This is a genomic window from Kitasatospora sp. NPDC004272, assembly GCF_053603035.1.
On the sequence record NZ_JBSGET010000020.1, the window covers coordinates 53,373 to 78,026 of the forward strand.

Annotated in this window: 21 protein-coding genes; 4 read left to right on the forward strand and 17 right to left on the reverse strand. The window is 75.5% G+C overall.

The annotated features are described in order from the left end of the window. Positions 1-9 precede the first annotated feature (9 nt). From ACWEO5_RS09335 to ACWEO5_RS09360, 6 genes are all read right to left on the reverse strand, one after another. Entirely contained in the window at positions 10-423 is a 414-nt protein-coding gene (locus ACWEO5_RS09335) for a DUF6917 domain-containing protein (RefSeq protein ID WP_452161649.1), read from the reverse strand. Further along, positions 420-1,397 (reverse strand): Gfo/Idh/MocA family protein, encoded by a 978-nt coding sequence (locus tag ACWEO5_RS09340; RefSeq protein WP_452161651.1) that lies wholly within the window; start codon positions 1,395-1,397, stop codon positions 420-422. The genes ACWEO5_RS09335 and ACWEO5_RS09340 overlap by 4 nt, the downstream gene beginning before the upstream one ends. Continuing rightward, on the reverse strand, positions 1,394-2,545 hold the full coding sequence (locus ACWEO5_RS09345) for an Ldh family oxidoreductase (RefSeq protein WP_452161653.1): 1,152 nt from the start codon (positions 2,543-2,545) through the stop codon (positions 1,394-1,396). Before ACWEO5_RS09345 ends, ACWEO5_RS09340 begins: the two co-directional genes overlap by 4 nt. Positions 2,546-2,619: 74 nt before the next feature. Next, positions 2,620-3,921 carry a M20/M25/M40 family metallo-hydrolase gene (locus ACWEO5_RS09350; RefSeq protein WP_452161655.1) on the reverse strand — a complete coding sequence of 434 codons (1,302 nt, stop codon included), beginning with the start codon at positions 3,919-3,921 and terminating at the stop codon, positions 2,620-2,622. Then, positions 3,911-4,921 carry a sugar phosphate isomerase/epimerase family protein gene (locus ACWEO5_RS09355; RefSeq protein ID WP_452161657.1) on the reverse strand — a complete coding sequence of 337 codons (1,011 nt, stop codon included), beginning with the start codon at positions 4,919-4,921 and terminating at the stop codon, positions 3,911-3,913. The genes ACWEO5_RS09350 and ACWEO5_RS09355 overlap by 11 nt, the downstream gene beginning before the upstream one ends. Beyond that, positions 4,918-5,922 (reverse strand): hypothetical protein, encoded by a 1,005-nt coding sequence (locus tag ACWEO5_RS09360; RefSeq protein ID WP_452161659.1) that lies wholly within the window; start codon positions 5,920-5,922, stop codon positions 4,918-4,920. The genes ACWEO5_RS09355 and ACWEO5_RS09360 overlap by 4 nt, the downstream gene beginning before the upstream one ends. Positions 5,923-6,170: 248 nt before the next feature. Here ACWEO5_RS09360 and ACWEO5_RS09365 point away from each other — a divergent pair, with 248 nt between their 5' ends. Together ACWEO5_RS09365 and ACWEO5_RS09370 are read left to right on the forward strand one after the other, a co-directional pair. Beyond that, complete coding sequence (locus tag ACWEO5_RS09365) at positions 6,171-7,340, forward strand: DegT/DnrJ/EryC1/StrS family aminotransferase (RefSeq protein ID WP_452161661.1); 1,170 nt, start codon at positions 6,171-6,173, stop codon at positions 7,338-7,340. 7 nt (positions 7,341-7,347) lie between these two features. Beyond that, positions 7,348-8,484 (forward strand): DegT/DnrJ/EryC1/StrS family aminotransferase, encoded by a 1,137-nt coding sequence (locus tag ACWEO5_RS09370; protein ID WP_452161663.1) that lies wholly within the window; start codon positions 7,348-7,350, stop codon positions 8,482-8,484. A 57-nt stretch (positions 8,485-8,541) separates the two neighbouring features. Here ACWEO5_RS09370 and ACWEO5_RS09375 read toward each other — a convergent pair whose 3' ends face one another. The 7 genes from ACWEO5_RS09375 to ACWEO5_RS09405 all read right to left on the reverse strand — a co-directional run bounded on the left by ACWEO5_RS09375 (position 8,542) and on the right by ACWEO5_RS09405 (position 17,261). Continuing rightward, a complete protein-coding gene (locus ACWEO5_RS09375) occupies positions 8,542-10,203 on the reverse strand; it encodes a class I adenylate-forming enzyme family protein (RefSeq protein ID WP_452161665.1) in 1,662 nt (553 codons plus the stop codon). Positions 10,204-10,304: 101 nt separating this feature from the next. Beyond that, positions 10,305-11,849 (reverse strand): CoA transferase, encoded by a 1,545-nt coding sequence (locus tag ACWEO5_RS09380; protein ID WP_452161667.1) that lies wholly within the window; start codon positions 11,847-11,849, stop codon positions 10,305-10,307. After that, positions 11,846-12,664: a class I SAM-dependent methyltransferase gene (locus ACWEO5_RS09385; protein WP_452161669.1), complete on the reverse strand. Its 819-nt coding sequence runs from the start codon at positions 12,662-12,664 to the stop codon at positions 11,846-11,848. The genes ACWEO5_RS09380 and ACWEO5_RS09385 overlap by 4 nt, the downstream gene beginning before the upstream one ends. Beyond that, the gene (locus ACWEO5_RS09390) at positions 12,664-14,064 is read right to left on the reverse strand and encodes a protoporphyrinogen/coproporphyrinogen oxidase (RefSeq protein ID WP_452161671.1); all 1,401 of its coding nucleotides are present in this window, start codon (positions 14,062-14,064) and stop codon (positions 12,664-12,666) included. The genes ACWEO5_RS09385 and ACWEO5_RS09390 overlap by 1 nt, the downstream gene beginning before the upstream one ends. Before the next feature lie 43 nt (positions 14,065-14,107). Further along, the gene (locus ACWEO5_RS09395; RefSeq protein WP_452161673.1) at positions 14,108-15,739 is read right to left on the reverse strand and encodes an AMP-binding protein; all 1,632 of its coding nucleotides are present in this window, start codon (positions 15,737-15,739) and stop codon (positions 14,108-14,110) included. Continuing rightward, positions 15,736-16,707, reverse strand: a complete 972-nt coding sequence (locus ACWEO5_RS09400; RefSeq protein ID WP_452161675.1) for a UbiA family prenyltransferase — start codon at positions 16,705-16,707, stop codon at positions 15,736-15,738. Before ACWEO5_RS09400 ends, ACWEO5_RS09395 begins: the two co-directional genes overlap by 4 nt. Before the next feature lie 242 nt (positions 16,708-16,949). Continuing rightward, positions 16,950-17,261, reverse strand: coding sequence for a hypothetical protein (locus tag ACWEO5_RS09405; RefSeq protein ID WP_452161677.1), 312 nt, complete (start codon positions 17,259-17,261; stop codon positions 16,950-16,952). A gap of 211 nt (positions 17,262-17,472) precedes the next feature. Here ACWEO5_RS09405 and ACWEO5_RS09410 point away from each other — a divergent pair, with 211 nt between their 5' ends. After that, a complete protein-coding gene (locus tag ACWEO5_RS09410; protein ID WP_452161679.1) occupies positions 17,473-18,024 on the forward strand; it encodes an NUDIX domain-containing protein in 552 nt (183 codons plus the stop codon). A 10-nt stretch (positions 18,025-18,034) separates the two neighbouring features. Here ACWEO5_RS09410 and ACWEO5_RS09415 read toward each other — a convergent pair whose 3' ends face one another. Beyond that, positions 18,035-19,624 (reverse strand): phytoene desaturase family protein, encoded by a 1,590-nt coding sequence (locus ACWEO5_RS09415; protein ID WP_452161681.1) that lies wholly within the window; start codon positions 19,622-19,624, stop codon positions 18,035-18,037. 156 nt (positions 19,625-19,780) lie between these two features. Between ACWEO5_RS09415 and ACWEO5_RS09420 the strand changes: the two genes are divergently transcribed. Continuing rightward, positions 19,781-21,817: an acetoacetate--CoA ligase gene (locus ACWEO5_RS09420; protein WP_452161683.1), complete on the forward strand. Its 2,037-nt coding sequence runs from the start codon at positions 19,781-19,783 to the stop codon at positions 21,815-21,817. Between the two features lie 79 nt (positions 21,818-21,896). Here the strand turns inward: ACWEO5_RS09420 and ptsP are convergent, their stop codons facing one another. The 3 genes from ptsP to ACWEO5_RS09435 form a co-directional block, all read right to left on the reverse strand. Beyond that, positions 21,897-23,567, reverse strand: a complete 1,671-nt coding sequence (gene ptsP / locus ACWEO5_RS09425; protein WP_452161685.1) for a phosphoenolpyruvate--protein phosphotransferase — start codon at positions 23,565-23,567, stop codon at positions 21,897-21,899. A 48-nt stretch (positions 23,568-23,615) separates the two neighbouring features. Beyond that, a complete protein-coding gene (locus ACWEO5_RS09430; protein WP_285738932.1) occupies positions 23,616-24,065 on the reverse strand; it encodes a PTS sugar transporter subunit IIA in 450 nt (149 codons plus the stop codon). A gap of 406 nt (positions 24,066-24,471) precedes the next feature. Continuing rightward, positions 24,472-24,654: hypothetical protein (locus tag ACWEO5_RS09435; protein ID WP_452161688.1), on the reverse strand; the 183-nt coding region annotated here is incomplete at its 5' end.

A 24,654-nucleotide genomic window follows, 5' to 3' on the forward strand; every position in this document is an offset into this window, starting at 1 on the left:
GGTTCCCCGTCAGTCCCCGGCCGGGACGAATCGCACCGGCAGCTCCGGTCGCAGGTCCAGCTTCTCCCCGGTCAGCAGGTGCTCGGCCGCGATCAGCACGTTGTAGTGGTTCGGGAAGTGGCAGGCGTCGAAGCCCAGTACCGTGCCGACCCGGTGCTCGCCGACGAACACCTCGTCGCCCCGGTCCAGCACCCCGGCCACCGCGATCTCCGCGAAGCCCAGGAAGCCGACCCGGTCGATCCGCGCGCCCGCCGCGGTGTCCCGCTGGTCCGTGGTCACCAGCTCGTGCACCTCGCCCGCCCGCACGCACCGGCTGGCGAACGGCTCCAAGCTCATCCCGCGCTCGGTCCGGCTGTGCAGCAGCACCTTCACCAGCGTGCCGGTCACCGTCCGCTTCGGCCCGTTCTCCCGCGGCCCGCTCATCCGCGCGCCCCCGCCCGGGCCGCCGCCTCGGCGCGGTACGCCGCCTCGACCACCCGCAGCGCGTCCACCCCGTCCGGGCCCCGGTCCGGCGCACCGGCGTCCGGGCCGTTCGGGCCGTCCGGACCGTTCGGGCCGCGCCCGCGCAGCAGCCCGGCGAACTCGCCGACGATGCCCTCGTACTCGTGCCACAGCGACTGCTTGAAGCCCTCGTGCCCGGCCAGCAGGTCCGCCCGGAGCACCGTCCCGTCCGCCAACTCCACTGTCACGTCCTTGAGTTCGCCCGGGTACGACCAGTCCAGTTCGATCCGGCCGTGCACCCCGTCCGGGCCCGTCAGCTCCAGGGTCGCGGACCGGTCGACCCCGCCGCCGTCGCGCACCACCTCGGCGCCGAGCAGCTCCATCGGGCCGGCCAGCAACCGCAGCAGGTCGTACGCGTTCGGGCCGTTGTCGGCGACGCAGCCGCCGCCGCAGCGCTCCGGGTCCAGGTACCAGCGGTCCCGGCCGACATGCTCCTCGATCAGCTCGAAGTAGCGGGCCGTCACCGACCGCACGGGGGCCGGGTTCCGGGCGAGCGTGGCGCGGAGCGTCCGCACCGCCGCGTTGTACCGCCGGTGGAACGCGGTGAACAGCGGCACCCGCCGTTCGGCCGCCAGCGCCGCCAGCTCCGCGCCCTCGGCCGCCCGCAGCGCGAGCGGCTTCTCCACGCAGACCGGCAGGCCCGCCCGCAGCGCGTCCCGGCAGATCGCCAGGTGCAGGTCGTTCGGGACGGTCACCACCACGGCGTCCAGCCCGCCCGCGGCCAGCAGCTCCCGGTGGTCGGTGAAGCCGGGCACCCGGCCGTCGAACGGTTCCAGCACGGCGGCGTCCCGGTCGCACACCGCGGCCAGTCGCACGCCCGGCACCCGCTCCAGCGCGCCCAGGTAGAACCGGGAGATCACCCCCAGCCCGATCACGCCGATCCGCAGCTCGCTCACCGCCCGCCCTCCGTTCCGGTGGCCACCACGGCGACCGGGCGGACGCCCGACTCGGCCGCGATGCCCGCCAGTTCGGCCAGCAGCGGGGCGGCCAGCGGCACCCCGTCCCGGTGTGCTTCGGCGGTGCGCCGGGCCTCGTGCCAGCCCGGGTACGCCACCGGTCCCGAACTCCCTTCCGCGGGAGGGCAGTCCAGTACGGTGCCGAACAGGGTCCGGGCGTCCAGCGCGACCTGGCGGGAGTCCCGGAGCGTCGCCGGGGCGATCGCCAGCGCGAACACGCCGATGTCGTCGTCCCGGCCGGACGGCCGCCCGTCGCCCTCCAGCGCCTCCGGCTCCGGCCCCAGGCCCGCGCCCGGCAGCAGCGCCGCCAGCACCTCCACCATCAGCCCCAGCCCGAAGCCCTTGAACTCGCCGCCCGCACCGGCCCCCAGCCACAGCAGGTGCGCCTCGCCCCGGTCGAACGCCCCCGGGTCGGTCACCGGCTCCCCGTCCGGCCCGGCCAGCCACCCCGGCGGGATCGACCGGCCCGCCCGCTCGGCCGCCCGGACCCGGCCGGTCGGCACCGCGGTGGTGCTCATGTCCAGGACGTACGGCGGCAGTTCGCCCGCGGGGGCGGCCACGCTCCACGGGTTCGTCCCCAGCAGGGCCACCGCCCCGCCCGGCGGCCGGGCGATCCGCTGACGGCCGCAGTTCGACGCCAGCAGCCCGATCATCCCGCGATCGGTGACCCGCGCCGCGTGGTGGCCCGCGCACCCGAAGTGGGTGGCCCGGCGCACCGACACCAGCCCGATCCCGTACCGTTCGGCCCGTTCCGCCGCCAGCTCCATCGCGGCCCCGGCCTGCCACAGCCCGAGCGCCCCGGCCGCGTCGACCAGCACCGCCGCCCCGCGGTCGGCCAGCACCACCGGTTCCGCCAACGGATCGGCCCGGCCCTCGGCCAGCAGCGGCAGGTAGAGCCGGCCCAGGTTGGCCAGCCCGTGCGAGTCCATCCCGGCGGCGTCGCCGTAGCACAGCGCCTCCGCCGCCTCCCGGGCCCGCTCGGGCGGCAGCCGGTGCGCGGCGAACACCTCGGTGGTGAAACGGATCAGATCGGCGTACGGGACGCGGACGGTGCCGGTGGCACTGGGCGCGGACGCCACGGTGGTCACGGGGAACAGCCTCCAGTCGGGGTCATGCGGACGGTCGGGGTCATGCGGAACGAAGGACCAGCGGGAGCGAGGGGTCAGCGGCGGGCGAAGGCCACCAGCAGCCGGGCCACCGCCGAGGCGAAGGCGTCGAGTTGGGCGGCCTCGGCGAACTCGCCCGCCGCGTGCGCCCGGTTGGCACCGAGCTCGCCTGGGCCGAGCACCACGGTGAACGCGTCGTCCGGCAGGCCGGCGGTCCAGATCGCGTCGCAGGTGAACGCCGGTTCCGCGTCCGGCACCCGGGCGATCCCGGCCCGCCGGGTGAGCAGGTCTTCGAAGTCCGGGTGCCGGTTGTCCAGGACGGGCAGGCCGCGCTTGGGCCAGTCCAGCCGGGTGATCCGTTCGCAGTCGGCGGCGGTGCGGGCGAACTCCGGCAGCCCGCCGAAGTCCCGGCGGAACCCCGCCAGCCCGGAACGGACCGCGGCCGCCACCCGCTCCTCCGCCCGGCGGCCCGAACCCGCGTCCCGGTAGGGGAGGTTGAGCAGCAGTTCGCCGCTGCCGTAGACCCGGTTGTGCAGCGGGCCGGTGCCCATCCCGGCCACGCAGACCGGGTCGCGCGGACCGGCCGCGGCGCCCAACTCCCGGGCCAGGTGCTGGGCGAGGAAGCCGAGCAGCACCGTCGCGTTGTGGCCCGCGCCCGGGCAGTCGTCGATCGCGTCCTCGCCGCGCACCCGCAGCCGGGCGGTGGCGGCGGCCGTCGCCCGGGGCAGGTAGCGCAGGCCGGTCGGCTCGCAGAACACGTTCAGCGCGCCCGTGTACCCGGCCTCGACCAGCGGACGGGTGCCGAACACGCCCATCGCGCCGCCCTCCTCGCCGGACACCGCCTGCACCAGCACCGCGACCTCCCGCCCCACCCGGGGCTCCGCCGCCACCGCCGCCCGCACCCCGGCCAGCAGCGCCACCGCCGGGCCCTTGGCGTCGATCGCCCCCCTCCCGGTGAACCGCCGCCCGTCGAAGCCCACCGGCTCCGCCCCGGCCACGGTGTCCAGGTGCACGTTGAACATCACCGTCGCTGCCCGCGGCAGCTCCGGCCCCAGCCGCAGCACCAGGCTCGGCTGGCCGGCCAGGAACCCCGGAACTTCGTCGACCGCCCGCCGTACCGTCAACGGCACGTCCGCACGGTCGAGTTCGGCCGCTGCGGGCGCACCTCGGTACACCTCCACCAGCCCGATCCGACCTCCGGCCCGGGCGTACACCTCCAACGCCTCGGCCTGCAGCGGCGGCGGCGCGCCCGGGCCGGTCTCCAACGGCCCGGCGGTGGGCAGGCGTAGCAGATCGAGCAGCAACTCCCGTTCTTCCGAGAAGAGTTCGGCCACCACCGGAACGGTCTCAGTGAGCATCGGACGCCACCTCCGCCACCCGGTCCGCCTGCCGGGGCAGCGGCGCCTCCCAGGCCAGGCCGCCCGGGACGAGCCGCCAGCCGGGGGAGTGCGGCAGTACCTCGCGCTCGACCAGGGCGGTCAACGCCCGCCCGGCGGCGACGAATCCGCTGTCGGCGCGGCCGTCCGCCGCCAGGCCCTCGTGCGGCCGGGTGGCCAGGTGCGGCTCCAGCGACCAGCCGCCGCGCCAGCCGCGCGCGGTCAACAGCCGCAGGGACTCGGCGAGTCGAGCCTCGCCCTCGCCCGGCAGCACGTACCGGGTGTGCTCGCCGCCGCCGACCGCGTCCTTGATGTGCACGTGGTCGACGTGCTCGATGCTCCGGCGCAGCAGTTCGAACCCGTCGTAGCCGTACGGGACGCCGTTGCCGGTGTCGTGCAGCAGTCGCAGTCCGGAGTTGTCCACCGAGGCCATCAGATCGAGCGTGTTCTCGATCGAACTCCCGCCCCAGCCCGCGCAGTTCTCGTGCAGCGCGACCTGGTTGCCGCGCTGCGCGCCGATCGCGAAGAAGCGCATCCGCTCCAGTGCGAGCCGGCGCCACTCGGCCTCCGGCAGGCCGGTGCCGTTGGGGTAGGACATGATCCGGATCCGGTTGGTGCCGAGCACTTCGGCCCGGGAGGAGAGCCGGCCGAGTTCCATGACGTCCGCCGTGAGGTCGCCGGTGATGTCGGAGGCCCAGTTGCCGACCCGGGAGGCGATGCCGGAGACCCGGATGCCGTGCCGCTTCAGGGTGGTGGCGATGGCCTTGACCTGCCGGTGGTCGAGGTCGGCGATCCAGACCCCGTCCACCGTGCGCAACTCCAGCTCGCTCCAGCCGAGTTGCTCCAGGGCGTCGATCTGCCCGGCCAGGTCGGGGGCGGCCTCGTCGCCGATGCCGCCGAACCGGATCGCGGGCCGCCGGGCCACCGGCGTCCGGTTCGCCCGCCGGTGCCGGGCCCGCCCGCCCTTGCGCAGGGCGCTCACCGGGCCGACGCCGTTCGCAGCGCGCCGCCGGGCACGGGCCGCGCCGCGATCGCCTTGGCCCGGTCGAGCAGGCGCACCACCTGGGCGTTGACCTCCAGGTCGGGGTGCGGCCCGCGCCGTCCGCCGTCCGCCGCGTAGTAGCGGTAGGTGTGCTCCAGGAAGCCGCCGAGCGCGTCGTCGTGCAGCAGTTCGGTGCTCTCGCCGTGGCGGTCGATGACGGTCAGCCGGGCGTACGCGTCGGCCTCGCTGCCCGGGAAGTGCCCGATCAGGGTGCCGTGCGCGAGTTCCAGGGTGACCCGGCGCTCGCGCACCGGCGAGGTGAGGTCGGAGCGGATCCGGGTCCACGTCCCGCTGTCGTGCTGGAGGTTGAGCCAGGCGGTGCCGAGCCGGGGCAGCACCCGCCCGCCGACCGCCATGTCGGTGCCGCCCGCCCCGGTCACCCGGCCGGGCCCGGCCAGCGCCAGGCACAGGCCCAGCGAGTGCGGCAGTTCGACGTCGAACGCGGTGGGGTGCCCGTCCCCGGCCAGCGTGCGGGAGAACCGCGGCTTGCGCTGCACGACGTGGATGGTGCGCAGCGGCCCGTACGCGTCCCGGGCGAGCAGCGCGCGCAGCCGGTCGGTCAGCCGGCTGCCCAGCCACTGGGCGACCACCGCCAGGTCCAGCCCGTACCGGTCGCGCAGCGCGAGCAGCTCGTCCAGGCCGCGGCTGTCGGCGGCCACCGGCTTCTCCAGCAGCACCCGCCGGTAGCCGAGCCGTCCGAGCGTCTCCAGGGCGGCGGTCCGCTCGGTGGGCGGGGTGCACAGGTGGACGACGGTGCGGGCCGGGTCGAGCAGCCGGGGCGCCTCGGCCAGGGTGGTCGGGCGCAGGTCGCGGGCGGCCGCGGGTCGGCGGTGCGGGTCGGCGGCCAGCACCGGCCCGGCCGCGAACAGGTGCGAGGTGCCGGGGTCCGCGCGCAGCCGGCGCAGCACCGGGAGGTGGAGGCCGTGCCCGGCCCGTCCCATTCCGACGAGTAAGGTCCCGAGTCCGTTCGACATGGCGAAACGTCATTCCTTCCGCGTCGCGGTATTGCTTCGTCCGGTATTCAAGCAGTACTTCGGCAGCGATCCGATCGGGCGTCAAATCCCTTACTTGGAAGGCCATTCGAAGGAGTGAAACGGCCCGACCCGCCAGGTCGACCGGGGGTCGGGGGCATAGATTCGAGGGCGGGGCTTTTCCGCCCGACCAATCCATACAATCCGATGAGAGTTTCATGGGTGCCACTACCTCTCCGGGTGTTCCCTTCTTCACCCAGGCCGCGACCTTCGAATCCCTCTGGCCCACCACCCGGCGCCACCTGGACGAACTGATGGACCGCGGCAAGTACTCGCACGGCCCCAAGGTCGAGGAGTTCGAGACCGCCCTCGCCGCCTGGACCGGCGCCCGGCACGTGATCGGCGTCAACAGCGGCACCGACGCCCTGGTCCTGCTGCTGCGCGCCGCCGGACTGCGCCCCGGCGACGAAGTGGTCGTCCCCGCCTACACCTTCGTCGCCTCCGCCACCTCGGTGGTGCTGGCCGGCGGCCGTCCGGTCTTCGCCGACATCGACCCGCTCACCTACGCCCTCGACCCGGCGAGCGTCGAAGCCGTCCGCACCGACCGCACCCGGATGGTCATGCCCGTCCACCTGTTCCACCAACTCGCCGACCTGGCAGCCCTGCTGGCCGTCGCCGACCGGCACGGCCTGACCGTCGTCGAGGACAGCGCCGAGGCGTTCGGCATGCGCTGGAACGGCCGCCACGCCGGACTGCACGGCGCGGGCGGCGTGCTCTCCTTCTTCCCCACCAAGACCCTCGGCGCCCTCGGCGACGCCGGCGCCGTCCTCACCGACGACCCCGCCCTCGCCGAAGCCGTCTCCGCGATGCGCCACCACGGCCGCACCGGCCGCACCCTCGACGACTTCCCCACCATCAACCGCCCCACCGAACTCCTCGGCACCAACAGCAAGATGGACGACGTCCAGGCCGCCGTCCTGCTCGCCAAACTCGGTCGCGCCGACCGGGACATCGCCCGCCGCGCCCACCTCGCCGCCGCCTACGCCGAACGGCTGGCCGGCACCCCCGGGCTCACCCTGCCCACCGTCGTCCCGCGCGCCGCCGCCACCAACCCCGTCTGGTACGTCTACCTGATCGAGTCCGACCACCGCGACGAACTCGCCGCCCACCTCGCCCGGCACGGCGTCCAGACCGAGACCTACTACCCGACGCCGCTCCACCTCCAGCCCTGCTTCGCCGAACTCGGCCACCGGCGCGGCGAGTTCCCGCACGCCGAAGCCGCCTGCGACCGCGCCCTCGCGCTGCCGCTCTACCCCGACCTCGCCGACCACGAACTGGACCTGGTCAGCGACCTGGTCCGCGACTTCCAGTACGGAAAGCAGCGGTGACCCGCCGATGACCACGACCACCGCCGCCACCACCGTTCCGTTCTTCCCGCCCGACCTCTTCGAGGACGACCGCGACCTGCTGCTCGACACCGTCCGGGACGTCGCCACCGACCCCGCCCAGCGCTTCATCCTCGGCGAACGCACCGCCCGCTTCGAGGAGTTGCTGCGCACCGACCTCGGCGCCGGGGACGTCATCGCCTGCGGCAGCGGCACCACCGCCCTCACCCTGATCCTGCGCGCCGCGGGCATCACCGCCGGCGACGAGGTGATCGTCCCCGCCTTCGGCTGCGCCCCGCTCGCCAACACCGTCCTCGGCGTCGGCGCCGCCCCCGTCTTCGCCGACGTCGACCCGCACACCCTGGTCATCGACCCCGACGCGGCCGAAGCCCTGATCACCCCCCGCACCAAGGCGCTGATGCCCGCCCACATGTTCTCCGTGATGGCCGACATGCCGCGCCTGCGCGCCCTCGCCACCCGGCACGGCCTGCGCCTGATCGAGGACTCCGCGGTCGCCCAGGGCGCCGTCCTGGACGGCCGCCCGGCCGGTACCTGGGGCGACGCCGGCGTCTTCTCCTTCGTCCAGGTGAAGTCCTTCGGCGGCCCCGGCGAAGGCGGCGTCGTGGTCACCGACGACCCCGAACTCGCCCGCACCGTACGGATGCTGCGCAACCACGGCCAGGACGGCACGCACCGCTTCCGGCACCACCTGATCGGCCTGAACAGCCGCTTCGACGAGATCCTCGCCGCCTTCCAACTGCGCCGCCACCCCGGCCTGGCCCGCCGGCTGGCCCGCCGCGCCGAGATCGCCGCCCACTACACCGAACGCTTCACCCCGCTCGCCGCGCACGGCGTCCTGCCGCCCCCGCCCGGCACCAACGGCCGCTGCTACTACGTCTACACGCTGCTCGCCGAACGCCGCGACGACCTCAAGCGGCACCTCGCCGCGCACGGCGTCGACAGCCACGTCTACTACCCGCAGCCGCTGCCCCACCAGCCCGCCTTCGCCCACGCGGCCGCCCCCGACGGCCACTGGCCGAACGCCGAACGAGCGGCCCGGCAGTGCCTCTCGCTGCCGGTCCACCCGCACCTGACGGACGCCCAGGTCGAGCGGATCACCGAGGCCGTCCTCACCTTCCCGACCTGATCCCGCCGGTGGGCGCCCCGCCTCCGGCCGGAGAACGGGGCGCCCACCGAAGGCGGTTCAGCCCGCCGCCGGGGCAGTTCGGCCCGCCGCCCCCAACAGCGGCACCGCCCCGCCCGCCCGTACGGCCGCCGCCGCCAGCTCGGCGACCACCCGCCGGTCCGGCTTCCCCGACCCGCCCAGCGGCATCCGCTCCAGCAACAGCAGCCGCTCCGGCAGCTTGTACCGCTCCAGGCCGCACAACTCGGCCAGGAACAGCGTCAGTTCGGCGAGCGTCAGCTCCGCCCCGCGCGGCACCGCGCAGACGCACATCCGCTCGCCGAGGTCCGGATCCGGCACCGGCACGCACACCGCCTCCGCCACCTCCGGATGCCCCTCCAGCAGCCGTTCCACCTCCGCCGTGGAGATCGACACCCCGCCCCGGTTCACCATCTGCTTGATCCGGGCCAGCACCCGCAGCGACCCGTCCGCCTCCAGCACCCCCCGGTCGCCGGACCGCACCCAGCCCCCGTCCACCCGCAGCCGGTCGTCCAACTCCGGTGCCCCGACGTGGCACAGCGGCGACATCGGCCCCCGTGCCTGCAGTTCGCCCGGCACCCCCGCCGGCACCGGCCGACCGTCCGGCCCGCACACCCGGAACTCCGCGACCCGCGGATCCGGCCGCCCCACCCGCAGCACGTCACCGTCCGGATCCGTCCGCCGCGCATGGCAGTTGAGCCCGTCACTGGCCCCGTACACGTTCACCACCGGACAGCCGAACCGCCGCAGCGCCGCCGCCAGCACCGCCGGGGACAGCGCCGCCGCACTCGACACCACCGCCTGCAGCGAAGACAAGTCCTCACCCGGCAGCGGCAGTTGCTCCGCCATCCGGCGCAGCATGGTGGGCACCGCCGCCAGGTGCGTCGGCCGCCACCGCCCCACCGCGGCCAGCGCCCCCACCGGATCGAACCGCTCCCCGCCCGGCGGCAGCAGCACCGTCGCCCCGCACCGCACTAGCGCCACCACCGCCAGCGACCCGTACGCCGTCGCCGGACTCACCAGCAGCAGCACCCGCGGCGGCGCACCGTCCGCCGTCTCCAACACCCGCTCCACGTACCGCCCGCGCCCGCCCGCCAGCGCGTCGTGCGAGTACGCGACCAGCTTCGGCGCGGCCTCCGAACCCGAGGAGACCAGGATCCGGGCCGGCGCTCCCGCGTCCACCACCGCGGGCTCCCACCCCGCCCGCTCCGGCCACGGCTCCCCGTCCAGCACCACCACCTCGTGCAGGTCCGGCAGTTCCGGCCGCAACCCGTCCGCCAGCGCCTTCCACTCCGGCACCGTCACCACCGCGTCCACCCGGGCCGTCCCCCACACCGCCAGCAGGTCCCGCCGCCCGTGCCCCGGCGTGCACGGCAGCACCACCGCGCCCAGCGCCGCCACCGCCAGGTCCACCGCCAGGGCCCGCCGGTCCGCCGGCACCCGCACCCCCACCACCGATCCCGGCCGCACCCCCCGCGCCGCCAGCCCCGCCGCCAACCCCCGCACCCACCGCCCCAGTTCCGCGTACGAGCACTCGCCGTCTCCGTCCACCAGGGCCACCCGCTCGCCGTGCCCCGCCACCCGCTCCGCGAACAACTCGTACAACCCCCTCCCCGCGCACCACCCCTGCGCCACCCACCGCTCCCGCAACCCCCGCTCCACCCGGTCCGGGAACTCCAGACCGGCCACCGAAACCCACGTCACGCCCACCACTCCCGTTCACGTTGCGAACCACTCGACCCCCCCGGACCACTCGAACCCCCCCGAACCCCCCGAGCCCCCTCGGACCACCCGAATCCCCCGGACTACCCGAACTCCCAGGGCGCGCGGACGAACGCGCACCCGTCCGGGCCGAACTCCAGCACCGCCGCCACCCGCGGATCGCGCGCCAGGATCGCCAGGTCCGTGCACGCCTCCACGCCGGCCGGCCCGCCGCCCGCACTCGGCGCCCCGCACAGCAGCCGGGCCGCCGACAGCAGCGAGGACTCCACCCGCTGCGCCCGCCCGGTCCGCTCCCGGGCCTCCAGCCCGGCCACCGCCCCCGCCGCGCAGACCAGACCGCCCAGCACGTCGCAGACCGTCAGCAGGGTCGGGCGCGGCGGCTCCCCGGCCGGGGCGAGCAGCGCGGCCAGCCCGGAGTGCGCCTGCACCGGGTAGTCGGTGCTCAGCCCGGGCCCGCCGCCGCTGGCCTGTACGTACACCAGCCCGGGGCGCAGCGCGGCGACCGCCTCGGCGTCCAGCCCGAGCCCGGCCACCTTCGCGGGCGCCAGACTGTGCAGCAGGACGTCCGCCCGGCCGATCAACTCCCTTACGGCGGACCGACCTTCCGCGCTCCGCAGGTCCGCCTCCAGCACCCCCTTGCCGCGGTTGAGCGCCGCGAACCGTGCCGACACCGCCGCCCCGCCGACCTCGGCCACCGGCGGCACGCCGCGCAGCGGGTCCCCGCCCGGCGGTTCGACCCGCACCACGTCGGCCCCGAGCAGCGCCAACACCCGCCCGGCCAGCGGCCCCTGCACCCGCCGGGAGATCTCCACCACCGTCACGCCGTGCAACGGGCCCGCCCCGGAACCGGGGCCGCCCCCGCACGCCGGGGCCGGTCCGCCCGCCCGCAGCCGCCACGGCATCCCGCCCAGCACGGCCGGCCGCTCCGCCACCACCGTCAGCTCCACCCCGCACTCGGCCGCCAGCCGCGCCAGCCGGGGGTGCCCGGCCGCCCGCACCGCCGCGAACAGCTCCGGCGGCAGCGGACAGACCGCCGTCCCGTACCGGGCCTGGAACGCCGGCCAGGCCCGCCCCACCACCCGCCGCTCGACGCCCAGTTCGGACCAGAACCGCAGCCAGCCGTCCGGCTCCAGCGCCTCCAGCTCGAACCGCACCCCGTCCGCCGAAGCGAACGGCGGCCCGCCCGTCCCGCCCGGCTCCACCCACCCCTGCTCCGGCGCGGTCGCCGCCGCCAGGTACTGCGACAGCCCGAGCAGCGCGGCCTGCGCCACCGACACCCCCACCTCGCGGTACGCCGCCCCCGACCGCCGGGCCCGCAGCGCGGCCAGCGCCCCGGTCGCCCCCAGCACCCCGGCCGCCACCGACGCGAAGTCCACCCCGAGCGGCACCGGCCCCCCGTACCGCCGCCCGTGCACGTGCGCCACCCCGCACGCCGCCTGCACGTCCGCCTCACTGCCCACCGGCAGCCCCGACGGCCCGCCCCAGGACACCCGGCACGCCAACTCGCCGCCGACCTCCAGCACTTCCCCCTCCCGCACTCCCACCCCGGAGGCCCGCAGCAGCCCGGTCAGCACCTCCTCCGCCACCCGCGGCCGCACCCCGAGCAGCAGGCCCGCGCCGGGCGTCACGGCCGCCGCCCGCGCACCGCGTACACCACGTTCGAGCAGGCCAGGAACCGCGGATCGGCGAACAGCCCCCGCAGCTCGGCGAGTTCGTCCTCGGTCAGCCCCTCCCGGAGCAGCGCCTCCCGCAGGTGCCAGGTGTTGTGCAGCTGCATCTCCCGCTGCGGGGTGCCGGGGGCCAGCAGGTCGATCCGCACCTGCGCCGCCACCCCGGTGAACCCGGCCCCGGTCAGGGCGCCGGCGCACTCCCGGCCCCAGCCCTGGTGCGAGCCGCGGGTCCGGAAGGCCCGCAACTTCGCCTGCTGGTAACGCTCGTACAGCTCCCGGGCCCGCCCGTCCGGGGCGGTGAGCACCGGCGCGTACTCGGCGTCGAACTCCAGCAGGTGCAGCACCCCGCCGGGCCGCAGCGCGGCGAACAGCCGCGCCAGCACCGCCTCCCGCTCCGGCAGGTGGGACAGCACCAGCCGCACGTGCACCAGGTCGAAGGCGGCCTCCGGCAGTTCGTCCCGCACCACGTCGTGCTGCCGCACCGTCAGCCCGGGCCGCCCGGGCACCGGCAGCGGCACCAGGTCGGTCGCCAGCACCGAGCCCCCGGGCGCCACCCGGTCGGCCAGCCAGAGCGCGACGCTCCCGGCCCCGGTGCCCACGTCCAGGCAGCGCATCCCCGGCCCGACCCCGCCCGCCCGCAGCGCGCCGAGACTGATCGGGTCGAGCCAGGCCGCCAGGCACCGGTGCTGCCCGGCGGCGTGCGCGCTCCCGTTGTCGAACAGGTACGACACCGACTCCCGCACCGCGCCCGCCGCCCGCACCGCGCCCGCCATCAGGTCTGCCCCAGGACGGCCGGAGCGACCGGGGTGCCCGGAGCGATCGGGGTGCCCGGAGCGGCCGCGTGCGCCAGCACCCGCCGCGCCGCCAGCTTCCCCGAGCGCACCGCCCCCTCGCTGCTCGGCCGCAGCATCACCCAGTCCCCGGCGTACTCGACCGCCCGGGTCGGCCGGGCCAGGAACGCGGCCCGCTCCCGGACCGCCGCCGGGGCGCCCTGCGGCAGCCCGAGCGGGAAGCGGAGCACCAGCGTCCGGAGGGTGGCAGCCCGCAGGCCGGGCAGGAAGCGTTCGGCCTCGGTGCAGACCGTCTCCACCACCTGCTCGTCCGGCCGGTCCAGCAGCCCGGGGGAGGCCCACGGCGAGACGAACACGTTGACCAGCCCCTTGCCCGCGGGGGCCCGCCCCGCCGCCTTCAGGTGGTCGAGGACCAGCCCGGTGCACACCCGGCTCTCGCTCTCCGGCACCGACAGCGCGTAGCTCGGCGCCCCGGTCGGGCTGGGCAGCGGCCGGTCCAGCAGGCAGGCGACCTTGAGCATCGGCGCGTACGTGCCGGCCGCCAGGTACGGCCGCTCCGCGGCGGGGAGGTCGTCGCCGCGCAGTTCCAGGGCGAGCGGCGCGGGCACCGCGAGCACCGCCTGCCGGGCCCGCACCCGGCTCCGGTCCGCGAACTCCAGCAGCACGCCGTCCGCCTCCTCGCGGACGGCGGTCACCGGGCGGCCCGTCTCGACCGGCAGCCGTTCGGCCAGTCGGCGGGCCAGCGTGTCCATCCCGTCCCGGTAGGTCATCCAGCGTGCCCCGGCCCCGCCGACCGACAGCAGGGTGGCGACCATGGGGGCGACGGCGGAGCTGTCCGGCCGCCAGCCGAAGCAGTGGCCGGCGAGCGGCTGGAGCATCGCGGCGAGCAGTTCCTCCCGTCCGGCCGATCCGGCGCAGAACTCGCTCAGCGTGGCGTCCCCGCTGGGTGCGGTCTCCGGCCGGTCCGGGTCGAACCCCCGCCAGGCGGTGGCGAGTTCGGCGGTGAAGCGGAGCCAGGCCCAGCGGCCCCGCCAGGACAGTCCGGCGCCGGTCAGCAGCCCCTTGGGGTGGCCGAGGTGGGCGTGCGCCCGCCCGTTCCGCCAGAGCGCGAACCCGGGCTCGACGACCGGGACGTCGGCCTCCGGCAGGCCCACCGCCCGGATCAGCTCCCAGGTGGCCTCGTACCCGGCGCCCGCGATGGTCTCGGCGCCCTCGTCCAGCAGCCACCCGTCCACCCGGCTGGCGGCCATCCGCCCGCCGACCCGGTCGGCGCCCTCGTAGACCCGCACCGACCGCCCGGCCGCAGCCAGGTGGTGCGCGGCGGCCAGCCCCGCGATCCCGGCGCCGACCACCGCGACGTCGACCTCCACGTCCGAAGTCACCTCAACCCACCTCCACCGAAAGCCACCTCCACCGAAAGGGAGTTCACGTCCACAGCCCGGTCCCGATCCGGGCGCTCCCGGCCAGCACCCGGTCCCGCAGTTCGTGCCGCCGGACCTTCCCGGTGGCCGTCCGCGGCACCTCGTCCCAGCCGACCACCAGCGGTTCGGCCAGCGGCGGCAGGTCCCGCACCGCAGCCCGCCAGCGCGCCGGGTCGAGCCCGCCGCCGGAGGTGACCAGCACCGGTTGCGGGCGGCCGTCGGCGACCGAGAGCAGCACGGCCTCCTCGACGTCCGGCAGCCGTTCGTGCAGCACGTCCTCGATCTCGACGCAGCTCATCCCGGGCACCATGTCGACCTCCCGGTCGAGCACGAAGACCCGGCCGTCACGGCTCCTGCTCCCGAGGTCGCCGGTGTTGAACCAGCCGCGGTCGAGCTTGCGCCCCCAGCGCTCCGGCTCGTCCAGGTAGCCCAGGCAGAGCGCCCCGGTGCGGGCGTACAGCATCCCGGTCTCGCCGGGGCGCACGGTCCGGCCGGGCCGGGCGGGGTCGGCGACCTTCACCCGCACCCAGCCGGGCACCGGGCGCCCCAGGTCGCGGGTGGTCGGGTGCCGGTCGCCGGCCGCGGCCAGCGCGCCCCGGGTCAGGAAGCGGAAGCTCAGCGGCCCGGTCTCGCTCTGCCCCCAGCCCTGCATCCACAGCGGGCGCCGCCGCCGGGTGGCGTCCAGGAAGGTCCGCACGGTCGGCGGGTGCATCGCGTCGAAGGTCGAGATGAACAGCCGCACGTCCCGGAACGGGTTGGCCGCCGGGGCCGAGCCGGCCAGCGGCTGCCAGCGCACGTAGCTGGACGGCAGTGCCTCCAGGACGGTCGGCGGGTGGCTGCGCAGCAGCGCGGCGGCCGTCGCCGGGTCCGAGTCGGGCAGCAGCGCCACCGTCCGCGGCGCGCGCCAGAACGCGCTGACGGTCCAGGTCAGCGCCCGCCCGTGGGCGAAGGAGATCGCGCTGGCCACGGTGTCCTCGCGGCGCACCGACAGCACCGGCCAGGGCCGCGCCTCGAACGCGGACAGCCGCCGGATCAGCGTCCGGGTGGAGTGCACCACCAGCTTGGGGACGCCGGTGGTGCCGGAGGTGTGGATGACGGCCAGCGGCTCGTCCTCGCCGCGGGTGCGCACCCCGGGCACCGGGCCGCCGCGCAGCTCGTCCACCGCCGCCGCGCCCTCCCACCCGCCGTCCAGGCAGACCGTCCGCCCGGCCAGCGCGGTCAGCTCGACCCCGGCGGCCCGCGCCCCGCCGAGCACGTCCCGCTGGGTGACCAGCACGTCCGGCCGCAGCCGCCGCAGCAGCGCGCCCAGCGCGTCCGGCGGCACCCGGTCCGACAGCAGCGCGGGCACCGCCCCGATCCGGGCCGCCGCGCAGGCCAGCAGCACGTAGTCCCAGTGGTTGCGCTTGACCACCGCCACCGAGGACCCGGGCCCGGCCCCGGCGGCCGCCAGCCAGGCCGCGGTCTCCCGCACCAGCTCGGCCAGCTGCGCGGTGTCGTACGCGGTGCCGCGCTCCGGCGCCAGGTCCAGCGGACGGCCCAACTGCACGTCCACCGAAGGGCGTTGCTCGGCCAGCGTGTCGAACAGCGGTCCGAGGTCGAGCGGCAGCCGCCCGAACGCCGCCCCGCGCCCGGTCACAGCGTGCCGCCGAACACCACGAGGGCCAGGTCGGTGCCGACCAGCAGCGCGCAGCACACCCGGTGCAGCCGGATGCCGAGCCGGCGGGCGAGCAGGATCTCGCCGCGCACGAACCCGAGCACCCACTGCCGGGCCCGCAGCGCGACCACCGGCGCCATCACCAGCGGGAACCACCAGGGCGCGAACCCGGCCACCGCCGAGCCCACCAGCAGCACCGCCTCCAGCGCCGAGCACCCGGCCACGAACGCCGCGTTGCCGCGCGGGGACAGCAGCACCGCGGCGGTCTTCCGCCCCACCGCCCGGTCGCCGGCGATGTCGTTGGTGTTGGAGTACACGCCGAACAGCAGCGGGCCCAGCCCGAACACCAGCGCCTGCACCACCGCGAAGCCGTCGGCCCGCCCGGTCAGCAGCCCGTACAGCGGCAGCACGAAGAACCAGCCGAGCGCGGCGAGGAACAGCTCCTGGAAACCGTTGTAGCTGATCCGCAGCCACCAGGTGTACTGGAACCCGAACACGGCCAGCGCCGCCGTCCCGGCCACCGCCCACCCGGGCCGGGCCGGGGCCACCGCGACGGCCGCCGCCCAGCACAGCGCGCACGCCGCGACGGCCGCCCAGCCGAACCTGACCGCCTGGCGCTCGGTCAGGGTGCCCGCCACCAGCGGCTTGCGGGCCAGCCGCCGGGCCGGCGCGTCCGGCCCGTAGTTCACCGCGTCGCTGCCGTCCCGGTACCCGGTGACGTCGTCGAAGGTGCACATGGCCGCGCTCATCGCGACCTCGCCGCCCAGGAACAGCACCAGCACCGCCACCCCCGTCCCGGCGCCCACCCCGGCCCCGGAGGCCAGCACCAGCGCGGCCACCAGCGGGACGCTCAGGTAGTAGTCCCAGATGTCGAGCTTGGCGAGCCGGGCGTACGCCCGCCAGGGGACCGGGGCCGCCTCGGGGGCAGCGGGAAGGGCGACGTGCTCCACGGGAACGCAGTCCTCTCGACGGCGGCCGCAACCCGGGACGCGACTGCCGCGGGGGGCCGGAGACAACGGGCCGACCGCGCTGACGGTGCGCCAATTCGTCACGACGGACGAGGAGTCGGCGGTCGCCATCATGGCACAGGGTGACCGTTCGGACGCATTCCTGTGATCAGCGAAAAAGCGGGCGATCGGCTTTTCCGCCGACCGCCCGGGCGATCGTCCGACCGCTTTCCGGTGACCCCGCCCTACGCGGAGAAGCTCCCCGCCCCACCCGGCACGTGCGTCCCGTAACCCGGCTGCACCACCACCGACGGGCCCAGGCAGAACGGGTTCCCGTAGACCTTCACCGGACGATCCGTCTGGTTGGTCAACACGTGTGCCAAAGTGGGGAGTTGCTGACATCCGACCGGTTCGCGGTAGACGTCCAGCGGCTGCGCCTCGGTCGAGAACACCACCACGTCACCGCTCGCCGCGCGCGTCACCGCGGGGGCCGGAGCCGCCAGCCCCAGCACCGAACCCGCCGCCAGCAGGGAAACCAGAATCGCTCGCACAGTCATCCTTCACGACATTCGACTCCCGTGTCCGTCACGGGACTTCACCATCGCTATCGTGCGCACACGGCTGAACTCCAATCCCGCCCGCCGAATTCACCCGTCCGGCCGGGTTCCGCCGGGACGGCCGCCCCCGCGGACCCGCCGCCGCCCACCCCTGACCCGGCCCCGGCCGATCCCCGCCCGCCCGTCACCCGCCCGGACTACCATCGCCCCCATGACGACCGCGCCGCCCGCCCGCCCCGCACCCTTCGGCCCGCACACCCACTGCCACTGGTGCGGAGCCTCCTACCCGGCCGGCACCGAGGGCTGGCCGCGCACCTGCCCCGGCTGCGGCGAGATCAGCTACCGCAACCCGCTCCCGGTCACCGTCGCGCTGCTCCCGGTCCACCACCCCGACGGCGACACCCGGCTGACCGTCATCCGCCGCACCATCGAGCCCGGCAACGGCCTGCTCGCCCTGCCCGGCGGCTACGTCGACTACGGCGAGAGCTGGCAGCAGGCCGCCGTCCGCGAACTGCGCGAGGAGACCGGCATCCTGGCCGACCCCGCCGACGCCCGCCTGGTCGCCACCGACTCCGACACCCTCGGCGGCTTCCTCTGCCTGTTCGCCCTCCTCCCGGCCCGCGAACTGGCCGAACTGCCGCCCTCCGTCCCCACCGACGAGACCGAGGGCTGGCAGCTCGCCACCGCCGACACCCCGCTCGCCTTCCCCTTCCACACCCGGGTCGCCCGCGCCTGGTTCGACGGCGAGTACCTCCGCATCTGAACCCGGCGGATCAGCGCCCCAGCACCGCCATCGCCGCGTTGTGCCCCGGGATCCCGCTCACCCCGCCCCCGCGCACCGCCCCGGCCCCGCACACCAGCACCCGCGGCCACCCGGTCCCCACCCCCCACCGCCCCGCGTCCTCCCCGTTCCCCTCGCGGAACGGGAAGGCCAGCTCCCGGTGGAAGATGTTCCCGCCCGGCAGCCGCAGGTCCGCCTCCAGGTCCAGCGGCCCGCGCACCTCCAGGCACGGCCGCCCCTGCGCGTCCACCGCCAGGCAGTCCGCCAACGGCTCCGCCAGCACCCCGTCCAGCGCCGCCAGCACCCCCGCCAGCGCCGCCTCCCGCACCCCCGCCGCCTCCCGCACTCCCATCGGCGCCGCGAACAGCCGGGCCGGCACCTGCAGCCCGAACAGCGTCAACGTGTGCGCCCCCGCCGGCACCCCCGGCCCCAGGATCGACCGGTCCGCCAGCGAGTGGCAGTAGATCTCCGACGGCGCGGGGGAGGGCAGCCGCCCCGCCGCCGCCTCCCGGTACGCCCCCTCCAACTCCCGGTACGACTCCGCGACGTGGAACGTCCCCCCGAACGCGTCCCGCACGTCCACCGCCCCGTCCCGCAGCCGCGGCAGCCGGCGCAGCAGCATGTTCACCTTCAGCTGCGCCCCCTCCGGACGCTCCCCGCCGTCCCCGGCGGCCCCGTCGCCCACCAGCCGCGCCAACTCCGCCGGCGCCGCGTTGCACAGCACCCAGCGCGCCCCCACCCGCCGCTCGACCCCGTCCGCGTCCAGGTACCCGACCTCGGCCGGCCCCGCCGCGCCCCCCGGGTCCACCGCCACCACCTCGCACCCCGTCCGCAGCTCCGCCCCGCCCGCCCGCGCCGCCTCCGCGAGCGCCCCGGTCACCGCCCCCATCCCGCCCACCGGCACGTCCCAGTCGCCCGTCCCGCCGCCCACCACGTGGTACAGGAAGCACCGGTTCTGCCGCAGCGAAGGATCGTGCGCGTGCGAGAACGTCCCGATCAGCGCGTCCGTCAGCACCACCCCGCGCACCACGTCGTCCGCGAACCGCCGCTCCAGCGCCACCCCCAGCGGCTCCTCGAACAGCTCCGCCCACGCCACCGGGTCGTCCACCCGGGCCCGCAGCTCCGCCCGCGAGGGCAGCGGCTCGGTCAGCGACGGGAACACCCGCTCCGCGACCCGCCCGGTCATCCCGTAGAACTCCCGCCACGCCGCGAACTCCCGCTCCCCACCCGTCAGTTCACGGAACGACCCGGCCGTCCGCGGCTCGTCCCCGCCGTCCACCAGCAACCCCCCGACCCGCCCGTCCCGCTCCCACGGCGTGTACGAGGAGATCCGCCGCCGCCGCAGCTCCACCCGCACCCCCAGCTCCGCCAGGATCCGCCGCGGCAGCAGGCTCACCAGGTACGAGTACCGCGACAGCCGCGCGTCCACCCCCGCGAACGCCCGCTCCGACACCGCCGCCCCACCGACGCGCCCCAACCGCTCCAGCACCAGCACCCGCAGACCGGCCCGCCCCAGGTACCCGGCCGCCACCAGCCCGTTGTGCCCGCCACCCACGATCACCACGTCATAAGCCACCGTCATCCCGCCGGTCTACCACCTCCCACCCGCCCCCACCAGCACGCGCGCCCGCCGACCCTGGACCCCCGGACGATCACGTGGCATGGTCAGCACCGTCAGCACCCCACGGACGGCCCGCCACGAGCCCAGCCGTCCCCACCACGGCCTGGAGACCACCACGTGAGCACCCCTCCGACCCCCCAGGACCACCCCGAACCGCTCTGGCGCCCCGCCCCCGCCCGCGCCGCCGCCAGCCGCCTGGTCGACTTCCAGCGCTGGGCCGCCGAGCACCACGGCGCCCCCGCCGCCCCGCTCGCACCGGTCACCACCGACGCCGAGGCCGCCACCCGCTACGCCGACCTCCACCGCTGGTCCACCGAGGACCTCACCCGCTTCTGGACGGCCGTCACCGAGTACTTCGACGTCCGCTTCCACACCCCGCCCACCGCCGTCCTCGCCGAACCCGCCACCATGCCCGGCGCCACGTGGTTCCCCGGCGCCACCCTCAACTACGCCGAACACGCCCTGCGCGCCGCCGAGGACCCGGCCAACGCCGACCGCCCCGCCGTCCTCCACCTGGACGAGCGCGGCACCGAGCCCGCCGTCACCACCTGGTCCGAACTCCGCCGCCAGGTCGGCTCGCTGGCCGCCGCCCTGCGCGCGAACGGCGTCCGCCCCGGCGACCGGGTCAGCGCCTACCTGCCCAACATCCCGCAGGCCGCCGTCGCCCTCCTCGCCACCGCCGCCGTCGGCGCCACCTGGACCAGCTGCGCCCCCGACTTCGGCGCCCGCAGCGTCCTCGACCGCCTCCAGCAGATCGAACCCACCGTCCTGTTCGCCGTCGACGGCTACCACTACGGCGGCAAGGACCACGACCGCACCGAGGTGGTCGCCGAACTCCGCCGCGAACTCCCCACCCTGCGCACCGTCATCCACGTCCCGCTGCTCGGCACCCCCGCCCCCGAGGGCACCCTCTCCTACGACGACCTCGTCGCGGACGACACCCAGCCCGTCTTCGAACCCGTCCCCTTCGACCACCCGCTCTGGGTGCTCTACTCCTCCGGCACCACCGGCCTCCCCAAGGCCATCGTGCAGAGCCAGGGCGGCATCCTGGTCGAGCACCTCAAGCAGGCCGCCCTCCACCTCGACCTCGGCCCCGAGGACCGGTTCCTCTGGTACACGTCCACCGGCTGGATGATGTGGAACTTCCTGCTGGCCGGCCTGCTCACCGGCAGCACGATCGTCACCTACGACGGCAGCCCCGGACACCCCGACACCGGCGCCCTCTGGTCGGTCGCCGCCCGCACCCGCGCCACCGTCCTCGGCACCTCCGCCGCCTACGTCATCGCCAGCCGCAAGGCCGACCTGCACCCCGGCCGCGACCTCGACCTCTCGGCCGTCCGCTGCCTCGGCACCACCGGCTCCCCGCTCCCGCCCGACGGCTTCCAGTGGATCTACGACGAGGTCGGGTCCGACCTCTGGCTCGCCTCCGTCAGCGGCGGCACCGACGTCTGCTCCTGCTTCGTCGGCGGCGTCCCCACCCTCCCCGTCCACCTCGGCGAGATCCAGGCCCCCTGCCTCGGCGCCGCCGTCGAGTCCTGGGACACCGACGGCCACCCGCACACCGACACCGTCGGCGAACTCGTCGTCACCAAGCCCCTCCCGTCCATGCCCACCGGCTTCTGGAACGACCCCGACGGCCACCGCTACCACGACAGCTACTTCGACACCTACCCCGGCACCTGGCGCCACGGCGACTGGATCACCGCCACCAGCCGCGGCACCGTCGTCATCCACGGCCGCTCCGACTCCACCCTCAACCGCCAGGGCGTCCGGATGGGCTCCGCCGACATCTACGAGGTGGTCGAACGCCTCCCCGAGATCGCCGAGTCCCTGGTCATCGGCCTCGAAGAGCCGGACGGCGGCTACTGGATGCCGCTGTTCGTCGTCCTCACCCCCGGCGCGGCCCTCGACGACGCCCTCACCGCCCGGATCCGCACCTCGCTGCGCACCGAACTCTCCCCGCGGCACGTCCCCGACGAGGTGATCACGGTCGCGGGCCTTCCGCACACCCTCACCGGCAAGCGCCTCGAAGTCCCGGTCAAGCGCCTGCTCGGCGGCACCCCCCTCACCCAGGCCGTCAACCCCGGCTCCGTCGACGACCTCGACCACCTGCGCTTCTTCGAACGGCTCGCCGCCACCCGCAAGCAGCCCTGACCCCGCAAGGCCCCGAGGGGTCCCGCTGCCACCCCCCACGGCGACAGCGAGACCCCTCGGGAGATTCCGACCCCGCCCGCTACCGGCCGGACAGCGCCTGCGCCGCCGCCTCCCGCGCCGCCTCGGCGGTGTCCGCCGCCCGCGCCGCCTCCGCCGCCCGCTGGCACTGCGCCAACGTCGCCCGCCCCAGCGCCGACCGCACGTACGGGATCGACGCCGCACCCATCGACAGGCTGGTCACCCCGAGCCCGGTCAGCACGCACGCCAGCAGCGGGTCCGACGCCGCCTCCCCGCACACCCCGCAACTCTTCCCGGCCGCCTTCGCCGCCTCGGCCGCCACCGCGATCAGGTCCAGCAGCGCCGGCTGCCACGGATCCTGCAGCCGCGCCAGCGACCCCACCTGCCGGTCCGCCGCGAACGCGTACTGCGCCAGGTCGTTCGTCCCCAGCGACAGGAACTCCACCTCCCGCAGGACCGCCGCCGCCCGCAGCGCCGCCGACGGGATCTCCACCATCGCCCCGTACTTGGCGTCCAACCCCACCTCCCGGCAGGCCGCCGCGAACGCCCGCGCGTCCACCCCGTCCGCCACCATCGGCGCCATCACCTCCAGGCGCACCGTCAACCCCTCCGCCGCCCGCGCCAGCGCCCGCAACTGGGTGCGCAGCACCTCCGGGTGCTCCAACAGCGTCCGCAACCCGCGCACCCCCAGCGCCGGGTTCGGCTCGTCCCCGGGCGTCAGGAAGTCCAACGGCTTGTCCGCCCCCGCGTCCAGCACCCGCACCACCACCCGGCCCCCCGGGAACGCCTCCAGCACCTTCCGGTACGCCTCGACCTGCCTGTCCTCACCCGGCGCCTTCGCCGAGTCGTCCAGGAACAGGAACTCGGTCCGGAACAGCCCGACGCCCTCAGCCCCGTTCTCCAACGCCGCCGGCACGTCCGCCGGCCCGCCCACGTTCGCCAGCAACGGCACCATGAACCCGTCCGAGGTCCGCCCCGGCCCGGTCGAAGCCGCCAACGCCGCCTGCCGCTCCGCCGCCAGCCGCCGCAACTCCTCCTGCCGCTCCGCCGCCGGCTCCACCAGCACCTCGCCCGAAGCCCCGTCGACCGCCACCACCACCCCCTCCGCCAACCCCGTCGCCCCCGCCAGCGCCACCACCGCCGGCACCCCCATCGCCCGCGCCAGGATCGCGCTGTGCGAGGTCGGCCCGCCCTCCTCCGTCACGAACCCCAGCACCAGCGACGGATCCAGCAACGCCGTGTCCGCCGGCGCCAGGTCCCGCGCCAGCAGCACGTACGGCTCGTCACTGTCCGGCACCCCCGGCATCGGCACCCCCAACAACCGCGCCACGATCCGGTTCCGCACGTCGTCCAGGTCCGCCACCCGCCCGGCCAGGTACTCACCCGCCGCCGCCAGCAACTCCCGGTACGCCGCGAACGCGTCGTACACCCCGCGCTCCGCGCTGCTCCCCGACTCGATCCGTCGGTTCACGTCCCCCAGCAGCTCCGGGTCCTGCGCCATCAGCGCCTGCGCCTCCAGCACCGCCTGCGCCTCACCACCGGCCAGGTTCCCGCGCGCGTTCAGGTCCGCCGCCACCGCCTCCACCGCCGCCCGCGCCCGGGCCTGCTCCCGCGGCACCTCCTCGGCCGACACCTGGGTCACCGGCGGCTCCAGCACCGCCGTCCCCATGTGCCGCACCTGCCCGATGGCGACCCCGTGACTGACCCCCACGCCCCGCAGCGTCCGCTCCATGGTCCGAAACCCCTTCGCCGTCAGTCGCCGTAAGTTCCGTCAGTCCCGTCAGTTCCAGATGAACAGCTCGCCGCCGGCCGTTACCTCACCGGACTCCGCCACCCCGCTCAGCTGCTCCGCCGAAGCCTCCAGCGCCACGATCGGAGAGATCGGCGACTTCCCCGCCGCCTCCACCGCCGCCGGGTTCCACTTGATCACCGGCTGCCCCCGCCGCACCCGGTCCCCCTTGTGCACCAGCAGCTCGAACCCTTCCCCGTTGAGCTGCACCGTGTCGATCCCCAGGTGCGTCAGCACCCCGTGCCCGTTCTCGTCCATCACCACGAACGCGTGCGGATGCATCGACACCACCTGCCCGTCCACCGGAGCCACCGCCTCGATCGGCTCCCGCAACGGGTCGATCGCCGTCCCCGGTCCGACCATCGCCCCGGCGAACACCGGGTCGGGAACGTTGGCGAGGCCGACAGCGCGACCGGCGAGCGGCGACGTGACAGTGGTCATGGTGGAGCCTCCCAGGTACGGAGTACATCGCGTGCGGCCGCGGGGCAGCGGCCCATTGATCGACTGACCCCAAATTACGTCAACTCCGGACATTCCATGCGATAACGCCCACCGGTCGCGCGGGTGAAGATCACCGCCGCCCTCAATAGAACCGCACACGAACCAACCGCCCCGTACCATCTCCGCCGCCCCCGCCACCCTCAAGTGGTCTAGTCCTCTCGGCCGACCCGCCGCACTCTACGGCATCCGAGTGAGCCCCCACCCGCCCCGCCCACCCACCCCGCGCGAGGCCGACCGGGTGACGCCGCCCCGCCCCGATTAGGCGCTCGGCGGCCGAGCCGCTATGGTTGCTCAGGTCGCCGCGCAACGGCGGTAAACAGAGCAAGTCGGACGAGTAAAGCTTCGGTCAACGCCGAGTAAACAGTCTGGTAAGCTCGAAACACGAAAGAACGAAGCGCCCGGAGATGCGGTCGGAAGGCCGGTCGAAGGAAGCATCCGTTCCTTGAGAACTCAACAGCGTGCCAAAAGTCAACGCCAGATATGTTGACATCCCCGGCCAGCCGGTATCGGTTGGTTGGAGATTCCTTTT